At 61.2% G+C, this 13,373-nt stretch carries 13 protein-coding genes and 1 pseudogene; 9 read left to right on the top strand and 5 right to left on the bottom strand.

Going from position 1 to position 13,373, the window contains the following annotated elements; all coding sequences use genetic code 11:
• The first annotated feature begins 34 nt into the window (after positions 1 to 34).
• Both BVK86_RS19055 and BVK86_RS19050 read left to right on the top strand, forming a co-directional pair.
• Complete coding sequence (locus BVK86_RS19055; protein WP_075947875.1) at positions 35 to 1,003, top strand: 2-oxoglutarate and iron-dependent oxygenase domain-containing protein; 969 nt, start codon at positions 35 to 37, stop codon at positions 1,001 to 1,003.
• An 80-nt stretch (positions 1,004 to 1,083) separates the two neighbouring features.
• Entirely contained in the window at positions 1,084 to 2,037 is a 954-nt protein-coding gene (locus BVK86_RS19050; protein WP_075947874.1) for an adenosine deaminase, read from the top strand.
• A gap of 63 nt (positions 2,038 to 2,100) precedes the next feature.
• Here BVK86_RS19050 and BVK86_RS19045 read toward each other — a convergent pair whose 3' ends face one another.
• Together BVK86_RS19045 and BVK86_RS19040 are read right to left on the bottom strand one after the other, a co-directional pair.
• On the bottom strand, positions 2,101 to 2,835 hold the full coding sequence (locus tag BVK86_RS19045; RefSeq protein ID WP_075947873.1) for an ArsR/SmtB family transcription factor: 735 nt from the start codon (positions 2,833 to 2,835) through the stop codon (positions 2,101 to 2,103).
• A 314-nt stretch (positions 2,836 to 3,149) separates the two neighbouring features.
• Positions 3,150 to 4,079: a LysR family transcriptional regulator gene (locus BVK86_RS19040; RefSeq protein WP_075947872.1), complete on the bottom strand. Its 930-nt coding sequence runs from the start codon at positions 4,077 to 4,079 to the stop codon at positions 3,150 to 3,152.
• A 115-nt stretch (positions 4,080 to 4,194) separates the two neighbouring features.
• Between BVK86_RS19040 and BVK86_RS19035 the strand changes: the two genes are divergently transcribed.
• The 3 genes from BVK86_RS19035 (at position 4,195) to BVK86_RS29825 (ending at position 5,876) form a co-directional block, all read left to right on the top strand.
• Positions 4,195 to 4,488: a putative quinol monooxygenase gene (locus tag BVK86_RS19035; protein ID WP_075947871.1), complete on the top strand. Its 294-nt coding sequence runs from the start codon at positions 4,195 to 4,197 to the stop codon at positions 4,486 to 4,488.
• A 32-nt stretch (positions 4,489 to 4,520) separates the two neighbouring features.
• Positions 4,521 to 5,534 carry a zinc-binding alcohol dehydrogenase family protein gene (locus BVK86_RS19030; RefSeq protein WP_075947870.1) on the top strand — a complete coding sequence of 338 codons (1,014 nt, stop codon included), beginning with the start codon at positions 4,521 to 4,523 and terminating at the stop codon, positions 5,532 to 5,534.
• Positions 5,535 to 5,702: 168 nt separating this feature from the next.
• Positions 5,703 to 5,876, top strand: a complete 174-nt coding sequence (locus BVK86_RS29825; RefSeq protein ID WP_167371510.1) for a hypothetical protein — start codon at positions 5,703 to 5,705, stop codon at positions 5,874 to 5,876.
• Between the two features lie 7 nt (positions 5,877 to 5,883).
• Here the strand turns inward: BVK86_RS29825 and BVK86_RS19025 are convergent, their stop codons facing one another.
• Together BVK86_RS19025 and BVK86_RS19020 are read right to left on the bottom strand one after the other, a co-directional pair.
• Positions 5,884 to 7,080 (bottom strand): multidrug effflux MFS transporter, encoded by a 1,197-nt coding sequence (locus BVK86_RS19025; protein ID WP_075947869.1) that lies wholly within the window; start codon positions 7,078 to 7,080, stop codon positions 5,884 to 5,886.
• Between the two features lie 90 nt (positions 7,081 to 7,170).
• Positions 7,171 to 7,368 (bottom strand): heavy-metal-associated domain-containing protein, encoded by a 198-nt coding sequence (locus tag BVK86_RS19020; protein WP_075947868.1) that lies wholly within the window; start codon positions 7,366 to 7,368, stop codon positions 7,171 to 7,173.
• A 160-nt stretch (positions 7,369 to 7,528) separates the two neighbouring features.
• Here BVK86_RS19020 and BVK86_RS19015 point away from each other — a divergent pair, with 160 nt between their 5' ends.
• The 3 genes from BVK86_RS19015 to cueR all read left to right on the top strand — a co-directional run bounded on the left by BVK86_RS19015 (position 7,529) and on the right by cueR (position 10,818).
• Positions 7,529 to 7,912, top strand: coding sequence for a hypothetical protein (locus BVK86_RS19015; protein ID WP_075947867.1), 384 nt, complete (start codon positions 7,529 to 7,531; stop codon positions 7,910 to 7,912).
• A 117-nt stretch (positions 7,913 to 8,029) separates the two neighbouring features.
• Positions 8,030 to 10,423 carry a heavy metal translocating P-type ATPase gene (locus BVK86_RS19010; RefSeq protein ID WP_075947866.1) on the top strand — a complete coding sequence of 798 codons (2,394 nt, stop codon included), beginning with the start codon at positions 8,030 to 8,032 and terminating at the stop codon, positions 10,421 to 10,423.
• Positions 10,420 to 10,818, top strand: coding sequence for a Cu(I)-responsive transcriptional regulator (cueR, locus tag BVK86_RS19005; RefSeq protein ID WP_075947865.1), 399 nt, complete (start codon positions 10,420 to 10,422; stop codon positions 10,816 to 10,818). The genes BVK86_RS19010 and cueR overlap by 4 nt, the downstream gene beginning before the upstream one ends.
• A 70-nt stretch (positions 10,819 to 10,888) precedes the next feature.
• Here the strand turns inward: cueR and BVK86_RS19000 are convergent, their stop codons facing one another.
• Complete coding sequence (locus tag BVK86_RS19000) at positions 10,889 to 11,782, bottom strand: PA4780 family RIO1-like protein kinase (RefSeq protein WP_075947864.1); 894 nt, start codon at positions 11,780 to 11,782, stop codon at positions 10,889 to 10,891.
• 354 nt (positions 11,783 to 12,136) lie between these two features.
• On the opposite strand from BVK86_RS19000, the pseudogene BVK86_RS30575 reads away from it, so the two are divergent.
• Positions 12,137 to 13,327, top strand: a pseudogene (locus tag BVK86_RS30575) (HAMP domain-containing protein); the annotation flags it as partial.
• Positions 13,328 to 13,373: the final 46 nt, after the last annotated feature.

Below are 13,373 nucleotides of genomic sequence, written 5' to 3'. Positions count from 1 at the left end.
CTGCAGGGACACTCTGCGCTTTTAAGGATTGTGTATGAACAGCCTTCCCATCATCGACATCGCCCCGCTCTACGGCGACGATCAATCCGCCTGGCCCGCCGTGGCGCGACAAATCGACCGCGCCTGCCGCGAGTGGGGATTTTTCTACATCAAGGGTCACCCGATCAGCGCCGGACGCATCGATGCGCTGCTCGACAGTGCCAAGCGTTTCTTCGCCCAACCCGGCGCCGAAAAGCTCAAGATCGACATTACCCAGACCCGCCATCATCGCGGTTACGGCGCCATTGCCACCGAGCAACTGGACCCGAGCAAACCCAGCGACCTGAAAGAAACCTTCGACATGGGCCTGCACCTGCCTGCCGACCACCCGGACGTGCTGGCGGAAAAACCCTTGCGCGGGCCGAACCGTCATCCGTCACTGCCCGGTTGGGAAACGCTGATGGAGCAGCATTACGTCGACATGCAAGCCCTGGCGCAAACCCTGTTGCGGGCAATGACCCTGGCACTGGGCATCGAACGAGACTTTTTCGATTCACGCTTCAATGAACCGGTCAGCGTGTTGCGCATGATTCACTACCCGCCGCGCCACACCGCCAGCGCTGAAGAACAACAAGGTGCCGGTGCCCATACCGATTACGGCTGCATCACCCTGCTCTACCAGGATGCCGCCGGGGGCCTGCAAGTGCGCAATGTCAAAGGCGAGTGGATCGATGCGCCGCCGATCGAAGGCACGTTCGTGGTCAACCTGGGCGACATGATGGCGCGCTGGAGCAACGACCGTTACCGCTCGACGCCACACCGGGTGATCAGTCCACTCGGCGTGGACCGCTATTCGATGCCGTTCTTCGCCGAACCGCACCCTGACACGCGTATCGAATGCCTCCCGGGGTGCCAGGATGAACGACATCCAGCGAAATATCCGACGACCACCTGTGCGCAATTTCTGCTGTCGCGCTTCGCCGACACCTACGCTTATCGACGGGAGCAAGAAGCGGTGCAGTGAACCGCCTGGTCAGGTTTTGCCAATTGTTTCCACCAGCACCTGTAGAATGTCCGCCATCTGCACCTGATGAGAAAAGAATTATGTACGACTGGCTGAACGCCCTGCCCAAGGCAGAACTGCACTTGCACCTGGAAGGCTCGCTCGAGCCCGAGTTGCTGTTCGCCCTGGCTGACCGCAACAAGATCGCCCTGCCATGGAGCGATGTCGACACCTTGCGCAAGGCCTACGCCTTCAACAACCTGCAAGAATTCCTCGATCTGTATTACCGGGGTGCCGATGTGCTGCGCACCTCCCAGGATTTCTACGACCTGACCTGGGCCTACCTGCTGCGCTGCAAACAACAGAATGTGATTCACACCGAACCGTTCTTCGACCCCCAGACCCACACCGACCGGGGTATCCCGTTCGAAGTGGTGCTCAACGGCATCGCCGCCGCGCTCAAGGATGGCGAGCAGCAACTGGGCATCACCAGCGGTTTGATCCTGAGCTTCCTGCGCCACCTGAGCGAAGACGAAGCGCAGAAAACCCTCGACCAGGCGCTGCCATTCCGCGATGCCTTCGTCGCCGTGGGTCTGGACAGTTCCGAGATGGGCCACCCGCCGAGCAAGTTCAAGCGCGTGTTCGACCGGGCCCGTGACGAAGGCTTCCTGACCGTCGCCCACGCCGGCGAAGAAGGCCCGCCCGAGTACATCTGGGAAGCCCTCGACCTGCTGAAAATCCAGCGCATCGACCATGGCGTGCGCGCCATCGAAGACGAGCGCCTGATGCAGCGGATCATCGACGAGCAGATTCCACTGACCGTGTGCCCGCTGTCGAACACCAAGCTTTGCGTGTTCGATCACATGTCGCAGCACAATATTCTCGACATGCTCGAGCGTGGCGTGAAGGTGACGGTGAACTCCGATGACCCGGCGTACTTCGGCGGATATGTCACCGAAAACTTCCACGCGCTGTATACCGATCTGGGCATGACCCAGGATCAGGCCAAGCGTCTGGCGCAGAACAGCCTCGATGCGCGGTTGGTAAAACCGTAAGCATCACATTTCCCTGCCGGCACTGGCATGCCAGCGCCTGCAGGGTTTTGTGTCAAGAAAGCCCTACAGCGCCATTTCCAGTTCGGTTTGTTCGGCGAAACGGTGGATTTCACGCTGCCCCGCCGCGGTGATCTGCAAGGCCCGCGAATCGTTGGGCAGATTCAACCAGCCTGACTGCATGAACAGCTGCAACAACGCTGCACCCAATGCCCCGCCCATGTGTGGACGTCGTTCGCTCCAGTCCGGGCAGGCACACGCCGCCATGCCTCGACGATGGGCGAGCGCCTGGATGTAGACGCCACGTGTCGCCAGCTCAGTGGAGCCCTTGAGGGTGATCGTCACTCGCTGATCGAACTGCTCGATCCACCCCGCATCCAGCAAACGCTGATAAAGATCCGCCGCCAGGGTACCGCCCAAATGGTCGTCGCACAGTCGTGCGCGCAACATGGATGAACGCAGTGCCTGGGGTTTGGCCAGGGGTGCGGGGCGTTTGAAAACATCTGGAATGTCTTGCGGCGTACTGGCCAGCGTTGCACTGGCCAGCGCCTCGATCGCGGCGCCGACCTCAGGGGCTGACAGACGGAAAAACCGCTTGCGCCCGCGGGACTCGACTTTCAATAACCCCCCGGCGGACAGACGTCCCAGGTGTGCACTGGCCGAAGACGGTGACAGGCCGGCCAACAAGGCCAACTCCTCGGTTTGGCGCGCCGAGCCATCCATCAAGGCCCACATCATTGCGCTGCGCTTTGGGTCAGCCAGCAAGGTGGCTATCTGGCTGATGCAAGGTGCATGTTCCATGTATTCACTCCCTGTTGAATCGTTTCGTCTACTGCTCAGAGACATCTTGACCAGTAATGTGTCGTCGGCCAAGACGCAGAAACCGCCATGAACCGGGCAAAGTCTTTGCTCACCCATGTCATCACCGGGCGTCTGGCGCAGAGGCCAGGCGCAGGCACACGGGACCAGAGCGACGCCAGCGGGGCCTCGCCATTGCGATCGACGGTGGGTATTTCGGGCGAGCGCTAGTATAGGCGGGTTAACCGCCGGTTCCTGCCCTTCGCAAACCGTTGTTGGTGATAGTTCCTGAGGGAAATTTCGCTTTTTACCTGCGACTAATCATCGATACCCGCCAAACCGGGAAAATGACTGCTCAATCGAGCGCATCGGCTGGCAAGCATTTCCCGCAACAGGTTCACTGGCTTACTCAATTGTGCGCGATGGGCGCACAACAGATTCAGCGGTGCGCGCTCACAAAGCAGCTCAGGCATCAGTACTTTCAAACGACCGGCGAGCACATCCCCCGCCACATCCAGCCACGACTTGTAGGCGATGCCCGCCCCCGCCACCGCCCATAGCCGCACGACATCGGCGTCGTCGCTGAATCGGTCGCCGCTGACGGTCAGGCTGACCTCCCGCTTGCCGTCGTGAAAACTCCAATGGTCGTGAACGCGGCTGCCCAGCATGAACAGCAGGCAATTGTGCTGCGCCAATTGCTCCAGCTGCCGCGGCTCGCCATGCCGGGCGAGGTAACCCGGCGCGGCACACAGCACGCGGCGGTTTTGCGCGGCGATGGGCAGCGCCACCAGGCTGGAGTCCTCCGGCTCGCCATAACGCAGGGCGATGTCCACCGGTTGCCGAAACAGATCGGCGATGCGGTCGCCCAGCAGCAAGCGCACGGTGAGTTTCGGGTGCTCGCGCTGAAACTCGTCCAGCCACGGCAGCAACAGGTTGCGACCGAAGTCCGACGGCGCCGAAAGCTGCAACACGCCACTGACCTGATCCTGACCGCTGGCCAACAAACGCCGGCCCTCGTCGAGGTTGCTCAGGGCCGCACGGGCGTATTCGAGAAAGCCTTCACCTTCAGCGGTCAGGCGCAGGCTGCGGGTCGAGCGGGCGAGCAAGCGGGCGCCAAGTTGCTGTTCGATGCGTTTCAAAGCCGCACTGGCCACCGCCGCCGACATGTCCATCCCCCGCGCGGCGGCCGACAGACTGCCAAGGTCCGCCGCCCGAACAAACAACTGCAAGTCATCGAAACGCAGCATCCCGACACCCGATTATCAAAAAAAAATTGAAAGAGACTGCTCTTTTAACGGGTTTTATCTTCATGAGAAATAGCCAATCATCTGCTCATCGAAATCACCCTCCCCGGAGTCGCAGATGTCCCAGCCCTTTACCGCTATCGCCACCCTCATCGCCAAGCCTGGTCAACAGGATGCCCTTGAGCAACACCTGCGGGCACTGGTGGAACCGACCCGAGCCGAAGCCGGTTGCGGGCAATATGACCTGCATCAGGACCTGGCCAACCCGCTGGCCTTCTACATGATCGAACAGTGGAGCAGCGACGAAGCCCTGCAAGCCCATGACGACAGCGCGCACATCCAGCACTTTCGCGCCAAGGCGCCTGACTTTCTCGAACACTTCGAACTCACGCGCCTGCGTTCCATCGCCTGATTCCTTCTTCTATAACTGTTGCGGAGCCCTACATGAAAGCCATCGCCTATTACGCGTCCCTGCCGATCAGCGACGAAAAATCCCTGCAAGACATCGAACTGCCTGAGCCGGTCGCCGGGCCGCGGGATCTGTTGGTGGAGGTCAAAGCCATTTCGGTCAATCCGGTGGACACCAAGGTCCGTCAGAACGTCCAGCCCGAAGGCGGCGCAGCCAAGGTGCTGGGCTGGGATGTGGCCGGAGTGGTCAAGGCGGTCGGCAGCGAAGTGACGCTGTTCAAGGCCGGCGACAACGTGTTCTACGCCGGGTCCATTGCCCGCGCTGGCGGCAACAGCGAACTGCATGTTGTCGATGAGCGGATTGTCGGCCACATGCCGAAAACCCTGGGGTTCGCCGAAGCGGCTGCCCTGCCGCTGACCGCGATCACCGCGTGGGAATTGCTCTTCGAGCGCCTGCAAGTGCGCGAAGGCAAAACCGATGAAGGCCAGAGCCTGTTGATCGTCGGCGCGGCCGGTGGCGTAGGTTCGATCCTCACGCAATTGGCCACGCAGCTCACAGGACTGAATGTGATCGGCACCGCCTCACGCCCACAAACCCAGAGCTGGGTGAAGGAACTGGGCGCCCATCATGTGATCGACCACAGCCAGCCGCTGAGCGAAGCACTCAAACGTGCGGGCCTTGATCAGGTCACCCACGTCGCCAGCCTGACCCAGACCGATCATCACCTGGATCAATTGGTCGAGGCATTGGCGCCGCAAGGCAAGCTGGCGCTGATCGATGACCCCAAATCCCTCGACGTGACCAAGCTCAAGCGCAAGAGCCTGTCGCTGCACTGGGAGTTCATGTACACCCGCTCGCTGTTTGAAACGGCGGACATGATAGAGCAGCACCATTTGCTCAACCGCGTGGCGCAGTTGATCGATGCCGGCACGCTGAAAACCACGGTTGGCGAGCATTTCGGCCGCATCAATGCGGCGAATCTGCGTCGTGCACATGCCCTGCTGGAGAGTGGAAAATCCAAGGGCAAGATCGTGCTTGAAGGGTTTTAAAACCTGAAAAAAACATCGCGGGCCGCGCTGCAGCCTGCGATGTTTTTTGTTACACACCGTCAGTCCGACAGTTTTCCCTTGTCACATCAGCGATCGTATTCGGGTCTACAATCGAATCTCTTGCGAGGCTTGCTTCTACGAAACATCTTTTACAAGAGGCGTTCGACGATGAAGATCCTGATAAAAGAACTGGCAAAATCCCAGTGGCAAGTCCGCCTGGACCAGCATGCCGTAACGTTCCGTAGCGAAGCCGAAGCCTTGGCCTTCACGCGCATCCTTGAAGGGCGTATTCAGGCCCCTCACCAAATTCCAGTCCCTCACCCGCAGCGCGCTGCCGGCTGATACGCCGTCAGGCCTGGGCGTCCGCCAGTGCCCGGGCATTTTGCAAGCGCCGGGTGAGCATCGCCACGCTCACCACCAGAACGGCACACAGGCTGATGACCATGGCCATCGGCATGGCGCTGCCGTCGTGCAACCCCCCCACCAGCGCGGCAGCACCGGCGGCCAAGCTGAACTGCAGGCACCCAAGCATCGCCGAAGCGCTGCCTGCCCGAGCACCCTGGCCGTTCATGGCACAGGCCGATGCATTGGGAAGGATGCAGCCCAAGCTGGAAATGCAGACGAACAGCGGAATCAATAACGGCCACAGTTGCGCCGTGTGCAATGCGCTGACGCCCAGCAGGGCGAGGCCGGCCCCCAGGTAAACCCACACGGCACGCGCCAGCAGGAATGCCGGCCCGCGCTTGGCCAGCAAACGCGCGTTGACCTGCGCCACCAGAATGAAACCCGCCGCATTGGCACCGAAGAACCAGCCGAAGTGCTCGGCCGGCACGTCGTAGAGCTTGATGAAGACGAACGGTGAACCGGCGATGTAGGAAAACATCCCGGCAATAGCGATACCACCGGTCAGCGCGTGGCCGAGGTAAATCGGTTCTTTCACCAGTCGAGCGTACTGACGCAACGCCCCCGACAACGGTTGGCGCGGCACATGCGCAGGCATGCTTTCCGGCAAGCCGAGTGCCACGGCCAGGCCAGCCAATGCGCTGAAACCGGTCAGCGCCAGAAAAATCGACTGCCAGCCTGTGGTGTTGACCAACAGGCCGCCGAGCATCGGCGCCAGAATCGGCGCCAGGCCCATCACCAGCATCAGCTGCGAAAAGACTTTCGCTGAACCCACCGCATCGCATTTGTCGCTGACGATCGCCCGGGAAATCACCATTCCCGCACACCCGCCCAAGGCCTGGATGAAACGGGCACCGATCAGCCATTCCAGGTTCGGCGCATAGACGCACGCCAGCGACGCGGCCGTGAACAGACCCACGCCAATCAGCAACGGAATACGCCGCCCGAAGCGATCCGCCACCGGCCCGTAGGCCAGCTGACCGATGGACAAGCCGAGGAAATAGGCCGCCAATGTCAGCTGAACGTGTTTTTCGTCCGTACCGAACGCAAGCGCCATGGCCGGGAACGCCGGCAGGTAGAAATCGATCGCCAGCGGACCGAAAGCGCTCAACGCGCCAAGAATCAGAATGGTACGGAAGTTCATCGGGCATCCAGGAGCATAGTCGGCAGCCCGACAGTTTAGCCGCGCATGGACGCCTTGAACATTACGATAGCTCGCTAACTATCAAAAAGGTCAAGCCGGCTTGACGCCATAGCCCTCTTCGCTAATGGCCTCGATCACCTGCTGCTCAGTCAGTGAACTCTCGACACCCACTTCTCTGGCAGCCAGATCGACGCGCACGCTGGCCGCCGGGTCTTTGGCCTGAACGGCCTGTGTGATGGCTCTGACGCAGTGACCGCAGGACATACCTTCAACATTGAACACTTGCATGGAAAGACTCCTTTGATGAGGCTCTTGAATGAGGTTGAGTACAGTCTTGAGCTTGCCACCATGGCAAGGTCAAGTTCTGAAGTGATCTGCCGGGCTGGCAATCGGCGCCGCGCTCGGCCAAGCTGCGATCATCAATGACTCGATCTCAGGAGATTCAGCCATGCGCTGGTCAGTTTTCAGCCTGTTTGGCTTCCTCAGCCTTTTCGCCGCCATGCCGTCGGCCAGTGCCGCCGGGGAGGACTATGGCGTGCTGATCATTTCCCGCGAGCGACTGGAAGTCGCGACCAGCTGCGAAATCGGCGTGTACATCCAGGACCAGTTGGCCGCGCGGCTGTTCCAGGAACAAAGCACCTCGTTCAATTTGCCGCCGGGCAATGTGTCCCTGCGCCTGAAACTGCTGCCGGGTCAGGTGCCGGGCTGCAACCCGGGCATGTTGGCGCCGGGCTCGCAGGACATCCAGCTCCGGGCGGGCGATGTGCTCAAGTACCGGATTGCGATGACGCAGGAAGGGATGTACCTGAAGCGCGCAGGCCTCGGCTACTGACACAAATCCCCCTGCTCGCTCCTGCAATCGGATTTTCGGTGAGTTTCAAAATGGCGCTTGACCTTGCCAACATGGCAAGGTTGATCCTGTAGGCATCTACTACAGGGAGTGCGACCGATGTCCGATTCCACCACGTTCGATCTGCCGATTGCCGGCATGACCTGCGCCAGTTGCGCTGGCCGTGTCGAGCGCGCCTTGAGCAAAGTCATCGGTGCCAGCGCCGTCAGCGTCAACCTCGCCACCGAACAGGCGCGGGTCCAGGCGCCGGCCGATAGCCTGCCGGCCTTGATGGAGGCCGTGGCAAGGGCCGGTTACAGCGTGCCGCAGCAAACCCTTGAATTGAGCATCGAAGGCATGACCTGCGCGTCCTGCGTCGGCCGCGTCGAGCGCGCGCTGAACAAAGTGCCGGGGGTGAAGAGCGTCAGCGTCAACCTGGCGAACGAACGCGCTCACCTTGAATTGCTCGGGCAGGTCGACCCGCAAACCTTGATCACCGCCGTGACCAAGGCCGGCTACGCCGCCAGCGTCCGGGAGGCCGAACACCCGCCAACCGACAATCAACAGACCCGCCTGCAACGCGAACTCTGGGCCTTGCTCGCGGCCATTGCCCTCGCCTTGCCATTGGTGCTGCCGATGCTGCTGCAACCGTTCGGTGTGCACTGGATGCTCCCGGCGTGGGCGCAATTTGCCTTGGCCACTCCGGTGCAATTCATCTTCGGCGCGCGGTTCTATGTGGCCGCGTGGAAAGCCGTGCGCGCCGGCGCCGGCAACATGGATTTGCTGGTCGCGCTCGGCACCAGCGCCGGTTATGGCTTGAGTGTCTACGAGTGGGCCACCGCTGCCGGACGCATGCCGCACCTGTATTTCGAAGCCTCGGCGGTCGTCATCGCCTTGGTGTTGCTCGGTAAATACCTGGAGAGCCGTGCCAAGCGCCAGACCGCCAGCGCCATCCGCGCCCTCGAAGCGCTGCGCCCGGAACGGGCGATTCAGGTGATTGACGGCCAGGAACGGGACGTTGCGATCAGCGCTCTGCGTCTCAATGATCGGGTGCTGGTCAAACCGGGCGAACGCTTCCCGGTGGACGGTGAAGTGATCGAAGGCCAGAGCCACGCCGATGAAGCGTTGATCAGCGGAGAAAGCCTGCCGGTGCCGAAACAACCCGGTGACAACGTGACCGGCGGCGCGATCAATGGTGAAGGCCGATTGTTGGTGCGCACCCAGGCACTTGGCGCTGAAACCGTGTTGGCGCGCATCATTCGATTGGTGGAGGACGCTCAAGCCGCGAAAGCGCCCATCCAGAAACTGGTGGATAAAGTCAGCCAGGTTTTCGTACCCGTGGTCCTGCTGCTGGCCCTGGCGACACTGGTCGGCTGGTGGCTGTATGGCGCTCCGATGGAAACCGCGCTGATCAACGCCGTTGCGGTGTTGGTGATCGCCTGCCCTTGTGCGCTGGGTCTGGCCACACCTACGGCAATCATGGCCGGCACCGGGGTGGCGGCGCGTTACGGGATTCTGATCAAGGACGCCGAAGCGCTGGAGCGTGCCCATGAAGTCAGTTCGGTGGTGTTCGACAAAACCGGCACACTGACCTCGGGCACTCCGCGCATCGCGCACTTGAGTGCGCTCGACGGTGACGAAGCCACCTTGCTGCAACAGGCCGGCGCCCTGCAACGGGGCAGTGAGCACCCTTTGGCCAAAGCGGTCCTGGACGCCTGCGCTGATCGCGCGTTGCAGGTAGACGACGTCAGCGACAGCCAATCCCTGACCGGGCGCGGCATTGCCGGCACCCTTGACGGACGGCGACTGGCGCTGGGCAACCGGCGTCTGCTGGAGGAAAGCGGCCTGAGCGTCGGGGCCTTGGCGGATTGCGCCACCGTGTGGGAAGCCGAAGGCCGGACCTTGTCCTGGCTCATCGAGCAAAACCCCGCGCCACGGGTACTGGGCCTGTTTGCCTTCGGCGACACGCTCAAGCCCGGTGCGTTGCAAGCGGTGCAGCAACTGAGCGCACGGCACATCAGCAGCCATTTGCTGACCGGCGACAACCGCGGCAGTGCCAAAGTGGTTGCCGAGGCGCTGGGCATCCGTGACGTACACGCCGAAGTGTTGCCGGCGGACAAAGCCGCGACGGTGGCGGCACTGAAACGAACCGGGGTGGTGGCGATGGTCGGCGACGGCATCAACGACGCCCCGGCACTGGCTGCCGCCGACATCGGCATCGCCATGGGCGGCGGCACCGACGTGGCCATGCACGCCGCCGGCATCACCCTGATGCGCGGCGACCCGCGTCTGGTGCCCGCGGCGCTGGAGATCAGTCGCAAGACCTATGCGAAAATCCGCCAAAACCTGTTCTGGGCGTTCGTCTATAACCTGATCGGTATTCCGCTGGCTGCGTTCGGCTTCCTCAATCCGGTACTGGCCGGCGCGGCGATGGCCTTGTCGAGCGTCAGCGTGGTGAGCAATGCGCTACTGTTGAAAACCTGGAAACCCGAGGATCTGGAGGAAAACCGATGAACATCGGCCAAGCGGCCCGTCACAGCGGCCTGAGCGCGAAGATGATCCGTTATTACGAATCCATCGGTTTGCTCAAGGCGGCCAATCGCGCCGACAGCGGTTATCGAATCTACGGCGATCACGACTTGCATACCCTGGCCTTCATCAAGCGCTCGCGGGACCTGGGGTTTTCGCTGGAAGAAGTCGGCAAGCTGCTGACCCTCTGGCAGGACCGCCAGCGCGCCAGTGCCGATGTGAAGGCCCTGGCCCGGCAACATATCGATGAGCTGAACCGCAAGATCCGCGAGCTCGGGCAACTGCGCGATACGTTGCAGGATCTGGTTGAGCATTGTCAGGGGGATCATCGGCCGGATTGTCCGATTCTCAAGAACCTTGAGTCGGGCTGCTGCACCTGATCACAAACCACCCTGTTGGGGATTGGCATTCATGAAAAACCCGGCCGAAGCCGGGTTTTTGTTTAGCCGATCACTGCATCCAGGGCGGCGGCGGTTCTTCGGTTTTGTTGGCGGGCGCATCGTCAGCGGCACGGGCCGCCTGCTTGCGTTCTTCATCCAGGCGCGCAGCCTCGATCTCACGCATGATGCCGCCCACGTCGGCCAACTCTTCCGGTTCGTCGAACTCACCGGTCAGGACGCTGGCCGGGTGCAAGGTGCCGGCCTCGTACAAGGCCCACATTTCCTTGGCATAACGGGTCTTTTTCAACTCCGGCGCGAACCGCCCGAAGTACGACGCCATGTTGCCCACATCCCGCTCCAGCATGCTGAAGGCGTGGTTGTTGCCCGCGGCATCCACCGCTTGCGGCAAGTCGATGATCACCGGGCCGGTCGGCGTCAACAGTACGTTGAATTCGGACAGGTCACCGTGCACCAAACCGGTACACAACATCAGCACGATCTGTGAAATCAGAAACGCGTGATACTCGCGCGCCTGGTCCGGTTCCAGCACCACGTCGTTCAAACGCGGCGCGGCATCGCCGTACTCGTCGGCCACCAGCTCCATGAGCAACACGCCTTCGAGGAAGTCATACGGCTTGGGCACTCGCACACCGGCACTGGCCAGACGGAACAGCGCCGCCACTTCGGCGTTCTGCCAGGCGTCTTCGGTTTCCTTGCGGCCAAACTTGGACCCCTTGGCCATGGCCCGGGCCTGACGACTGTTGCGTACCTTGCGACCTTCCTGATACTCGGCCGCCTGACGGAAACTGCGTTTATTCGCCTCCTTGTAGACCTTCGCGCAACGTAGCTGGTTGCCGCAGCGCACTACATAAACAGCTGCTTCTTTACCACTCATGAGTGGGCGCAGCACCTCGTCGACCAGACCGTCCTCGATCAGGGGTTCAATGCGTTTTGGAGTCTTCATCAGCTTTTATTGTGGGTCCTTTATTACCAAACACGCGAAAGTCATTCGTTATACGGCAATCCACTCACCGGTGGGAGGGGGGGCCGACCTATGAACACTGCCAGGAACAACAAGAAGCACACAATGTGCCGGATTCCTCACAAAAACCTGACGTCCTTCGTCCGGCGCCAACGATCATAGTCGAGGCTGCGCCACTTGTTGTGCAAGGCCTGCGAGGGCATTTGTGACAGAAGCTGACATCACGCGCCCTGCATTCGAAGGATTTTTCCTGGCAAGGCTCAATTTCCTCCGACAACAGCCGAAGTCCTGAGTGACAAAGTGATTTGTCCGACAATCGCTCCCCCAATAATAGCGATGCCGCACTCAGGGACCTGGGTTGACCAAGAACGTTTACGGCTGCCAAAAAACCGCGAGTCATCTGCACTGCGTGGGCCTACAAGAAAATCTGGAGCGCGGATGAACATCAAACAGAAGTTGACCTGGGCGTTTGCAATCATCGCCTGCTTGCCCGTGGTGCTGGTCGCCACCCTCGTTGTGCTGAACTTGCGCAGTGATGCCAAGGACGGATTCGTCGACAGCAGCGGTCGTGAAATCCGTCAGGTCAGCAATGCCATGCAACTGTTTTTCGACGGCATCAGCCAGAACGTCGAGTACTTGGCCAAGCAACCGCTGATCACCAACTCCGACGACAGCCTCAAGACCTACATGAGCGCCAACGCCGCGAGTGTTCCTCAAGGTGAGTCGGACAAAAAACTCTTCAGTTTCCTTCAGGACCTGGGCAACGCTCACCCGTCCTATGCCTACGCGATTCTCGGCACCGCCGCCGGCGGCTACGTGTCGTGGCCGGACGATGCCAAGCTGGCCAACTACGACCCGCGCCAGCGCCCGTGGTACAAGGCGGCCCAGGCCAAACCGGGCAAGCCGTTTCGTACCGAGGCCTATTACTGGGCTGAAACCGATACGTCCTACGTCAGCACCGTCCGTACCATCGACAACAAGCTGGGCACCAACGGCGGCGTGGTCAGTATCGACGTGTCGCTCAAACAGCTCACCGAACTGGTCAAACAGATCAAGCTCGGCGAAACCGGTTACCTGATGCTGCTGGAAAACAACGGCACCGTGCTGGTCGACCCGAAGCAACCGGAAAACAACTTCAAGCCCCTGGGCAGCCTCGGCGAAGGGTATGCGCAACTGGCCAAGGCCGGCAAAGGCCTGGTTGAGGTCGAACTCAACGGCGAGCGCTACATGGCCAACGTCTGGCCGTCGGAGCAACTGGGCTGGACCTTCATCGGCCTGATCAAGCAAAGCGACGTAATGAGCACTGCGACCCAGTTGACCTGGTTGATCGCGATCATCGCCGCGGTGTTGGCCATCATCTTCGCCGTGGTCGGCGCCAGTTTCGCCAGCGTCATCGTGCGTCCGATCCGCAGCGTGGCCGATGGCCTGGAGGGCATCGCCCAGGGTGAAGGCGACCTGACGAAAAACCTGCAGATCCGTGGCAGCGACGAAACCGCGCAACTGGCCAGTTGGTTCAATCAGTTCCTCACCGCTATTCGCAACCTGATCCAGAGCATTGGCGGTGCCGCGACGA

Source organism: Pseudomonas reinekei (genome assembly GCF_001945365.1).
GTDB classification, from domain to species: Bacteria; Pseudomonadota; Gammaproteobacteria; order Pseudomonadales; family Pseudomonadaceae; genus Aquipseudomonas; species Aquipseudomonas reinekei.
The sequence above is the reverse complement of the archived record's forward strand: the minus strand, read 5'-3'. Positions and strand labels throughout refer to the sequence as shown.

Coding starts and splice junctions, on each gene's coding strand:
- BVK86_RS19055 (WP_075947875.1), top strand. CDS start 35: ATGAACAGCCTTCCCATCATCGACATCGCCCCGCTCTACGGCGACGAT.
- BVK86_RS19050 (WP_075947874.1), top strand. CDS start 1,084: ATGTACGACTGGCTGAACGCCCTGCCCAAGGCAGAACTGCACTTGCAC.
- BVK86_RS19045 (WP_075947873.1), bottom strand. CDS start 2,835: ATGGAACATGCACCTTGCATCAGCCAGATAGCCACCTTGCTGGCTGAC.
- BVK86_RS19040 (WP_075947872.1), bottom strand. CDS start 4,079: ATGCTGCGTTTCGATGACTTGCAGTTGTTTGTTCGGGCGGCGGACCTT.
- BVK86_RS19035 (WP_075947871.1), top strand. CDS start 4,195: ATGTCCCAGCCCTTTACCGCTATCGCCACCCTCATCGCCAAGCCTGGT.
- BVK86_RS19030 (WP_075947870.1), top strand. CDS start 4,521: ATGAAAGCCATCGCCTATTACGCGTCCCTGCCGATCAGCGACGAAAAA.
- BVK86_RS29825 (WP_167371510.1), top strand. CDS start 5,703: ATGAAGATCCTGATAAAAGAACTGGCAAAATCCCAGTGGCAAGTCCGC.
- BVK86_RS19025 (WP_075947869.1), bottom strand. CDS start 7,080: ATGAACTTCCGTACCATTCTGATTCTTGGCGCGTTGAGCGCTTTCGGT.
- BVK86_RS19020 (WP_075947868.1), bottom strand. CDS start 7,368: ATGCAAGTGTTCAATGTTGAAGGTATGTCCTGCGGTCACTGCGTCAGA.
- BVK86_RS19015 (WP_075947867.1), top strand. CDS start 7,529: ATGCGCTGGTCAGTTTTCAGCCTGTTTGGCTTCCTCAGCCTTTTCGCC.
- BVK86_RS19010 (WP_075947866.1), top strand. CDS start 8,030: ATGTCCGATTCCACCACGTTCGATCTGCCGATTGCCGGCATGACCTGC.
- cueR (WP_075947865.1), top strand. CDS start 10,420: ATGAACATCGGCCAAGCGGCCCGTCACAGCGGCCTGAGCGCGAAGATG.
- BVK86_RS19000 (WP_075947864.1), bottom strand. CDS start 11,782: ATGAAGACTCCAAAACGCATTGAACCCCTGATCGAGGACGGTCTGGTC.